We start from the raw sequence: 8,442 nt of genomic DNA on the forward strand, positions 1-8,442 counted from the left end.
GCGCTCCCCCGATGCTCCGCATCGGGAACGGAAGCGGCTCGCTTCGCTCCCCGCCAGGGAGCCGCTGCGCGGCTCGCAGTGGGTCCAGCCAGGCTGCCGTCGATCGAGTCGCTGCGCGCCTCTAAATTCCTGAATTATCTTTGTCGCCAAAGGATTTGATCGGAACTGAGAAGTCGGTACCCAAGCACCAGACGAAGCTGGGGAGAAGCGGAGGTCGCTCGAAGCTACCTCCGCTCGCGTCTGCCAACTCATCGTCATCATGCTTCCCATCCTACAGGACCCCACCCCAAACCGCAAAACAACACAGAACCGCGAAACGTCGAAAATGTAACCACCACAACACAATTCAAGCCTCACCAAAACACTTCCATGCGTAACCGTCGAAACCGATTACCCACCAACCGATAACCCAAAGTTACTGAAACACACCAACATTCAAAAACACCCAAAAATCGGCCCACATACGCCCCGCCGAGCACCCCGACACTCCCCCACCACCGAACCCGAGCACCCGCCGGCCCCATCAGCCGGCCCCAATTCGCCGGCGCCCCAACTCCACGAACACACCACCCCGGGACGTGCCATCTACGCAGGTCACAAGCCCGCAACAACTCAATTCCCCTACACGAACATGTGATCTCGCCCGTAGCTCGAACAACAAGAGATGAGGACGCACCCACGCGGAACTCCAATCCACTACGAGGAGCAGAAATGCACGAGCACGACGACCAGACCCCAGACAACCACCACCCCACCAGGGGCGAGCAGCTCCGCGCCCTCGCCCAACGGGTACCGAACACGATCAAGACCTTTCTCACCGCCTGCATCGTCGACTGCCTCGCCAACGCCACCACCGAACAGGTCTCACAGCTCCTCCACACCCTCACCAACCAGCAATAGCCACACCCACACCCCCAACACACGAAAAAGCCCCCCACCGCACTGTGAGAGGCCATTTTCGGAGCACGCAACGAAGAGGACCGGCCCGGTAGCTTCGGGCCGGTCCTTTATCGCCTACCGATCCACGCTCACGCGAACCGCAACAACGCGATACGCGTCCGCGTCCTCCAGACGCGGAGCAATCGAATCAGGGTTGTCGGCGTTCCACTCACCCGCACGAGCAACCGAGTGACGGATTGCGCGGCGCGCAGCCTGGTCGAAGCCTTCCGGAGCGCCAACCGTCACGGTGAACGTCTCATCGACGAACTCGAATCCGACAGCGGCCTGAACCTCCACGGCGTAGGTACTACGGAAACCGGGCGCGTTGATACGGACCGAGACGACGCGGTACGCGCCCTTGTCCTCGGAACGCGAAGTGGTCGCGTCAGGATGCAGCGATGGGGCAGTGCGGAACCGCTTCGCGAGGCGGCTTTCGAGTGGATCGTTTTCTATCGGACTTCTCGAATATCGTTGTCCGCGAACAGGCTCGAACGAATCGTCCAGAAACAGTCCCCCGCTCGGCTGGTATTCACCCGGCTGGATGAATCACTTGGGCCCGAGCACTCGCTCGACATGATCGCGGAAAGTCGACCAGAAGCTGGTTTCAGTTGTCATCAGCAGTTTTATCCAAGCGAAACTCATGCAACTACCCGAGAGTGCATTACTGTCGGATCTGTGCTCGCTCGGCCGCGGCCTTCATCCGACGGAATCGATCGGCCGGAAGTTGGTCGCCGACCAACTGTCCCGCCGCCGCCGGATGCAGCAGTCGATCACTGCGGAAGATGTCGGAGTGATTGAGATCGGAGAGGTCACGCTGCCACAAGTGGATCTTCGACTCATGAGTGAATGCGCCCCTGACCGACGGGAGTGCGTTGTCCCCCGTCACCCACTGGTAGGGGGATTCCTTGATGATCTGGTACTCGATCGCTCTCGTTACACATGCGGCAATCCAGTCGGAGAACTGAATGTTCGAACTCAGGACACTGTCTATGTGCATTGGCGGCTCGATGATCCGCTTCATTTCCGGATATCCGCTCGCTCGACCCAAGATGTGCTCGTACATGGCCGGCAGCCGAGCTGCGCGCGTCTTCTCGTTGATCTGATCGATCATGACCATCACGTTCGAGCATTTGTAGTCGGCGTACCGGGCGATGCGGTTGAGCGCTTCGCGCATCGCAGCTGTTTCTCGGGCGTCCGTATCGAGGTCCGTCTGTTTCGGGGTTCCCAGAGGTTTTTCCGCGGCGTAGTAGAAGAGGGCGCCGTCGAGGCTGCGTACGCTGCGCACCAAAGTGTTGAACACTCGGATCTGCTGCCGGTACTTGTCGAAAGTGTCCGGACGAAAAATACTCGCGCCCTTGCGTTCCCACCGTCCCGGATGCTCTGCCTGCGCGATCTCGGTTTTGAAGATCTCCCGCTTTTTCAGCGTGAAGATTTGACCGAACTTTCGAGCATTGTCGGCGGGAAGGATCAGACCGGCGTAGCCGAATGCGGGACTGGTGTTGAAGCGAGCGTGATCGCGCGCAACAAATGCCCCTGTCTCGCCGATCTCGTCAATGTACGCCAGCAGCATGGAACGATTATTGCCCTCCAGATACGCGGAAACCCACGCCTAGGCGTGGGTTCCGGAATTAGCGCTCAGAGAACTATTTCATCTCCAGCTACTGGCCATATATTAGTTCGACGTCCACGGTTCGCGCAAGTGAAATGCTCGAGTGCGGCGGCGGGCATAAGTCTGTAATCTGCTCAATTTTCTGTAGATCGGATCCGTTTCGACGCAACGAGACGTCGGCTCGCGGCGTGACCTGCAATAGAGGGTGTCGTAGATCAGCCGCATACTGTGCTCATGCGGCCTGAGCTCACCGATCTTCTGTCGATGTCACATCCTGTTGTAGTCATCACGGGTGACTCCGGAACCGGTAAGTCATCGATCCTTGCCGACCATCAGATCGAGCTTTCGCGTGGTGCGGCGGCCATCGCGCCGCCGCCGGTCACCTGTGCGTTCGACAGCGGCGCGTTGCAGGTCGCTATCCTGGATGGCCTCGTCACAGCCTTGGTCACCTCGATGGTTGATCGGACCGCGTGGCGCAATATCCAGAACCGACTCGACACCGCAGGCAAGGAAATGGTGGCCGAGGTCGGTAAGAGCCTGGCCAAGGCCGTGACCCAGGAGGTCATGGCGTTGGTGAAGGCGCGAATCGGCGAACATGCGGGTGAAGGTCTCGCGGCGTTCTTCAAAGGCCTGCGCCAGGATACGACCGCTGATCTACGGCGAGATCTCCAGTCGCGAAGCGATACCAACGTCGTCAAGCTCCTGGTACGTCTGTGCGACGAGGTTGCCACGGCTCTCAAACGCGACGTGGTTTTGGCTATCGACGAGTGCCAACGGCTGACAGAGGATGACCAACGGGCGTTGGCCAGTCTTTGCATCGCGCCCCCTAAACGCGCACGATTCGTGATCGCCTGGTCGTCGGCGGCGCACGAGGCTCGTACCGGACTCACCAGACTTCGAGACACCGGATGCGGGGAGATCGTCGTCGGCGGACTCAGCAGAGCAGATGTCGAAACCATGCTCAACCGGGCAGGCGTCACAAGTGCTAACACGGATCGTGTCTACTTCCTGAGCAGCGGATTCCCGATCATCGTCGAAGGTTTGATCGGTCAGCTCCGCAGCGGCGGTACATTGGATGAATACACGCCCCCTACTGCATTCGTCCGCTCGCTGGAAGATGCGCTGGCTCGACTCCCAGGCGATGCGCAGATCGCTGCACGCTGGCTGTCGGTCTTCGAATTGCCACCGCCTGAATCGACGATCACTGCCTATCTTGATCTCACTTCAACTCAGTGGGGTGTGTTGCGGCAGTCTCTCGAGCGGGAGAACATCCTCAGCGTAGAACGCAATGGACAACTCTGGTTTCACGAAAGCCGCAGATCACATCTGTGGGACCGCATGTTGAGCGAGGGCGAGCGGTTCGAGATCGGCCAGCCTGCGTACTCGGCCCTTCTCGCGCAATATCGCGACGACATGAGCTCCTCGATCGGTTTGATGGTGCCGATCGCACATACTGCTCGGTTCGCTCGCGACAGTCAGGCGGCCAATCCGCCACTCGCGAAGATCCTCGATCTGACGTCGGCGCAGCTGGCTGTCCTGGCGTCGATGATCGAAATCGAGATCATTCCCCTCGGTGATCACGATCTTCGATGGACGCCGCCGGAGAGCGCACTCATCTACGCGCACAACATCTTCGGCGCAGATCGCGGGGACGCACTCGCCGCACTTCCGGTCCTGATCGAACAAGAATTCATCGAAACCGCGGACCAAACGGAACAGATCAACGCTGATCCAAACGTCACCGTCACCATCAGCGCCGACCCGACCGACGAATGCCACATCGTGCTGCACGGCCGGATCCAAGACATCCTGGGAAAAACCGCCATCCCGCAAATCACCGGTCGCATCGTGCACGAACACTTCGAGGCGCTCAGACTGGAATCATCGCTCGTGCTCACCGATCCCGGCAGATCAGATGCCATCGAGCTCATTCGTAACGCAAACAACCAACCCTTCTACCGATTCAATCCTCTACGCAGAACCGTCTACCCGATGATGGCCGTGTGGGTGGACTATGGCGGGCATCCCATCAGCATGGCAGCGATCTTCAATCGAGACACCGAACGGCAGAAAGCGAAGAAGGCCGCGATCTCCGTAGACGAAGTGTCCTACGGCCGCCGAGTAAAAACTGTTCGCACTTTCGAGGATCAGATGTCGACGATTCCGTCGATGCGGCTGTTCAAAGCCGTGTACCTAGCCACCGGACGACCGGTGGCTAGGTAACCGTGAGGGAACAAGAAACTGGCAGATGGTCAACGACGGACCTCCGCTCCCCTCGCTGTCAGGATTTGGTGAGACACTCGGAGGCAACCGAGATCACTCACTGAGGGCATGAAACGAGCATCACCGATGACCAGCCCGAACCCCGAAACAACACCAGTCGATCCGGCAGATCCCGCACCGAAACCGACCCGCAGAACCTTCACCACCGAATACCGCAACAACATCCTCGACGAATACAACGACGCCCCGCACGGCGAAAAATCTGCAGTCCTGCGCCGCGAAGGTCTGTATCAATCCCAACTTCGAGAATGGGCCCAAGCCAGAACCGTAGCGGCCGGAAAGTCTCGACCGAAAACTGCGACCAATCCCGACACCGACACCGCGACCCATAAGGAAATGGCCCGCCTGACACGCGAGAATGCCCGTCTGGCAAAGCAATTGACGCAGACGGAGGCCGCGCTTGAGATCATGGGAAAACTTCACGTGCTCTTGGAATCCATCTCCGAGAGCACGGACACACCGCCCTTACCGAAGATGCACTGAACAGCACGTTCACCGACCTCAGGGCCGCCGAGATCCCCACCCGTAGATCCTGCATCCTGATCGGACGGTCCCGCGCCACCCACTACCGGCACCAGCAACCACCCGTCCTGGGCCCCAAGAAACCAAGGGCCATCCCCGACAACGGCCAAGCACTCACCGCATCCGAGCGAGCCCAGGTTCTGGCCGTCATCAACAGTGACAAGAACGCTGACCTGGCTATATGTCAGATATGGGCCCGGAAACTCGACGAGGGCAACTACTGGTGCTCGGTGTCGAGCATGTACCGGATCGCCGCCGAAGTCGGGCAAAACCGCGAACGCCGACGAACAGCGACACATCCACCGAAGGCGATCCCCGAACTCCTCGCCGACGGACCTTCACAGGTCTGGACCTGGGATATCACCAAGCTCCGCGGGCCCACCAAGGGTGTGTGGTTTCACCTGTACGTACTCATCGACATCTACTCTCGGTACAACCCGTCATGGATCGTTTCCACACACGAAAGTGCCGAACTGGCAGCTGAATTCATTGCGGAAGCAATCGAGCGGAACGGCATCGCCCCGCACACCGTCCACGCGGACCGTGGCACCTCGATGACTTCCGGACTGGTGTCGGAACTGTTCACCAACCTCGGCATCATTCGGTCGCATTCACGACCGAGAGTATCGAATGACAATCCATTCTCGGAAGCCCAGTTCAAGACACTGAAATACCTGCATGATTTTCCGAAATCGTTTGCAACACTGGATGATGCACGAGTCTTCTTGGAAGGATTCTTCAACGAGTACAACCACATTCACCGTCATTCGGGCATTGCCTGGCATACCCCGGCTTCGGTGCACTTCGGGACTGCTGACGCGGTTGACGCGGCCCGTCAGATCACCCTGAACGAGGCTTACGTCGCGAACCCTGCACGGTTCTCTCGCCGGCCGATTCCGCCCGAGATGCCGACCGTTTTCTTCATCAACGAACCCGTCGCTGAATCGCAGATCAACTGAACGTCACTGTCTCACTTGACTTGACACATAGCGCTCCCGATCAGTGAGTACGTCCAGCGCCAGATCACCCTCGCCGACATACTGCGGACCCGTGTCGACGATCTCGAACAAGAGGTCTATGCGTTGAGGGAACTGAGAGGTGCCGCCGTCGGACAAGCTCCGGACGATACCTACTTTTTCGTGGAACTACGTGGAAGCACCCGTGTCGTGGAAATGACTCCCGAGCACATCGCACTACTCCAGGATGACCTCCCCTTCAGATTCGCCCGACTCGAACATCACCTAACGCTCCGTCCCGGCGAGCGAACCCACCACATCACCGAGCGCATACAGCCCAGCGGTCTGATCGACGATCCAGCAGTCACGCTGTTGAACGACTTCTGGGAGACCGCCCGGGAGTTCAACGAACATCAACCCCGCCGCCGCATCAAAATGCAGAAGGGATCACTGACACAACTTGTGCGCGACACTCACATACGGGACACGACGCTGGCTCGAACGCTGTCGGAACAACTGACCATCGGCGGCGCACGAGGGCACAGACCGCAACACGCATTGCGAGTTGCGGTTCACCCAGGAAGCGCAAGCGTTCCACCCCTCGTCGCATACACACAGCCCATCGGTAGCCCCACCGATGTACAAGTTCGGTTTGCCCCCCGCTCATCCCAACCCAGGGATATGAAGGAGCTGCATTCCCAGATGTTCGGCGACGAGACCCAAGAAGAGCTGTACGGCGACGACGCCCACTCAACCGTCGCCGGTCTACTCGGATACGACACCGACGAGATCGAACTGATTCAGTAGGGTCACGCAGTTGCGGTAGTTGGCGTTGAGGGCCGTTGTCCCTGGCGGACGAGGTAGAGCTGCGAGGTCATGACTAGTCCTCTCTCATCGGTTTTGCACGTCGACGACGTTCGGAGTGTGCCTATGCGATGGGTGGCAGAGCAACCATCGGCCCGACCGAACGTCATGTGCGCGTCGTTCCGTTTCTTTTTGTCCACCTTTCTTCTCTTCTTGCCCACGTTGCAGGGAGCAGCGGTCACGGCACGGCCGTGCATCCGGAGAACCGGGCCTCTGTCGGGATCATCAACAGCGGCCGGTGACTTTTGTGGATCAGGCCCTCCGCCCCATGTCGACCTTGGTGGCGATACATCTACCCCCACTCATCTTGCACGAAAGTCGGTGACATTGGTCGTGGTGGAGCGGCCACGACAACGGAGCGCTTACTCGGAAAGGAGGAGTGGTCCGTTGCCGGCGGGCACTTCTCGGGCGCCGACAGCCTGGTCACCACGTAGATATCGGTTGCCGATGTCTACGCCGAAAACAGATACGACGAATGGCGAACGAGGCCGGTCGCCGATATGGAAAAGCGGAGTTCCACACGAGTACGGCTCCCTCGTGTGTCACGGCGTCAGCGACTCAACACGAGAGTATCGAACAGAATGTACGCGGCGACGGCGAACACCAGGTACGCGAACCAGTGTTGAAGTTTTCCGGTGTCGACGCGGTTGCCGAACCGTCCGGCGACCAAGGAGGCAACGATCGCAGCTCCGGTGAAACTGATCGTGATGGCCGGGTCGATGGTGACGCCGCTACCGAGATGTGAGATCAAGCCGGCGGCGGAGTTCGCGACGATGATCAGAAGCGAGGTTCCGATCGCGATCTGCATGTCTATTCCCAACATCAGGACAAGGGCGGGGATGATGAGGAATCCGCCGCCGACGCCGAAGAGCCCGGTCAGCACACCGACGGCGAATCCTGCTGGGATCGCACGAGGTGCGCAGCGACGCCAATTGATACCGGAATCACCTACGCTGCAGGCGGTTCCGGTATCGCCGCGGTCGGCGAGCATACGAGCACCGGCAACGATCATGACCGCGGCGAACCCGATCATCACGACGGACTGCGGGAGCACTCGCCCGAGGGCACTACCGAGGAAGGTTGCGGGGATACCGGCAGCGGCGAACACGGCGGCCAGTCGCCACTGCACAAGATGGGCACGGACTTTCGGGATCGCGCCGACAGCCGAGGCGACACCGACCACGATCAGTGAGATCGGGATTGCTTGGTCGATGTCGAGGCCGAGGGCGAACACCAGGACCGGTACGGCAAGGATGGATCCGCCGCCGC

8 protein-coding genes are annotated in these 8,442 nt (G+C 59.6%); 5 read left to right on the top strand and 3 right to left on the bottom strand.

The features are described from left to right. Nucleotides 1-711 precede the first annotated feature (711 nt). Nucleotides 712-900 (top strand): hypothetical protein, encoded by a 189-nt coding sequence (locus AC1Q6C_RS32035; protein WP_209923332.1) that lies wholly within the window; start codon nt 712-714, stop codon nt 898-900. A 114-nt stretch (nt 901-1,014) separates the two neighbouring features. On the opposite strand, the gene AC1Q6C_RS32040 is transcribed toward AC1Q6C_RS32035, so the two are convergent. Further along, on the bottom strand, nt 1,015-1,236 hold the full coding sequence (locus AC1Q6C_RS32040; protein WP_064113411.1) for a hypothetical protein: 222 nt from the start codon (nt 1,234-1,236) through the stop codon (nt 1,015-1,017). Between the two features lie 364 nt (nt 1,237-1,600). Then, nucleotides 1,601-2,509 (bottom strand): DUF3800 domain-containing protein, encoded by a 909-nt coding sequence (locus AC1Q6C_RS32045; RefSeq protein WP_064113410.1) that lies wholly within the window; start codon nt 2,507-2,509, stop codon nt 1,601-1,603. A gap of 273 nt (nt 2,510-2,782) precedes the next feature. Between AC1Q6C_RS32045 and AC1Q6C_RS32050 the strand changes: the two genes are divergently transcribed. The 4 genes from AC1Q6C_RS32050 to AC1Q6C_RS32065 all read left to right on the top strand — a co-directional run bounded on the left by AC1Q6C_RS32050 (nt 2,783) and on the right by AC1Q6C_RS32065 (nt 7,116). Further along, nucleotides 2,783-4,771, top strand: a complete 1,989-nt coding sequence (locus tag AC1Q6C_RS32050) for an AAA family ATPase (protein WP_209923330.1) — start codon at nt 2,783-2,785, stop codon at nt 4,769-4,771. Between the two features lie 126 nt (nt 4,772-4,897). Beyond that, nucleotides 4,898-5,314, top strand: coding sequence for a transposase (locus tag AC1Q6C_RS32055; RefSeq protein WP_064113408.1), 417 nt, complete (start codon nt 4,898-4,900; stop codon nt 5,312-5,314). A 278-nt stretch (nt 5,315-5,592) separates the two neighbouring features. Beyond that, entirely contained in the window at nt 5,593-6,312 is a 720-nt protein-coding gene (locus AC1Q6C_RS32060; RefSeq protein WP_082900914.1) for a DDE-type integrase/transposase/recombinase, read from the top strand. A gap of 123 nt (nt 6,313-6,435) precedes the next feature. Next, nucleotides 6,436-7,116 carry a hypothetical protein gene (locus AC1Q6C_RS32065; RefSeq protein ID WP_209923328.1) on the top strand — a complete coding sequence of 227 codons (681 nt, stop codon included), beginning with the start codon at nt 6,436-6,438 and terminating at the stop codon, nt 7,114-7,116. Between the two features lie 607 nt (nt 7,117-7,723). Here the strand turns inward: AC1Q6C_RS32065 and AC1Q6C_RS32070 are convergent. Then, nucleotides 7,724-8,442 (bottom strand): sulfite exporter TauE/SafE family protein (locus AC1Q6C_RS32070; protein ID WP_492667045.1); only part of this gene is annotated, 719 nt, incomplete at its 5' end.

The sequence above is a fragment of the Rhodococcus sp. MT28 genome (assembly GCF_058792695.1).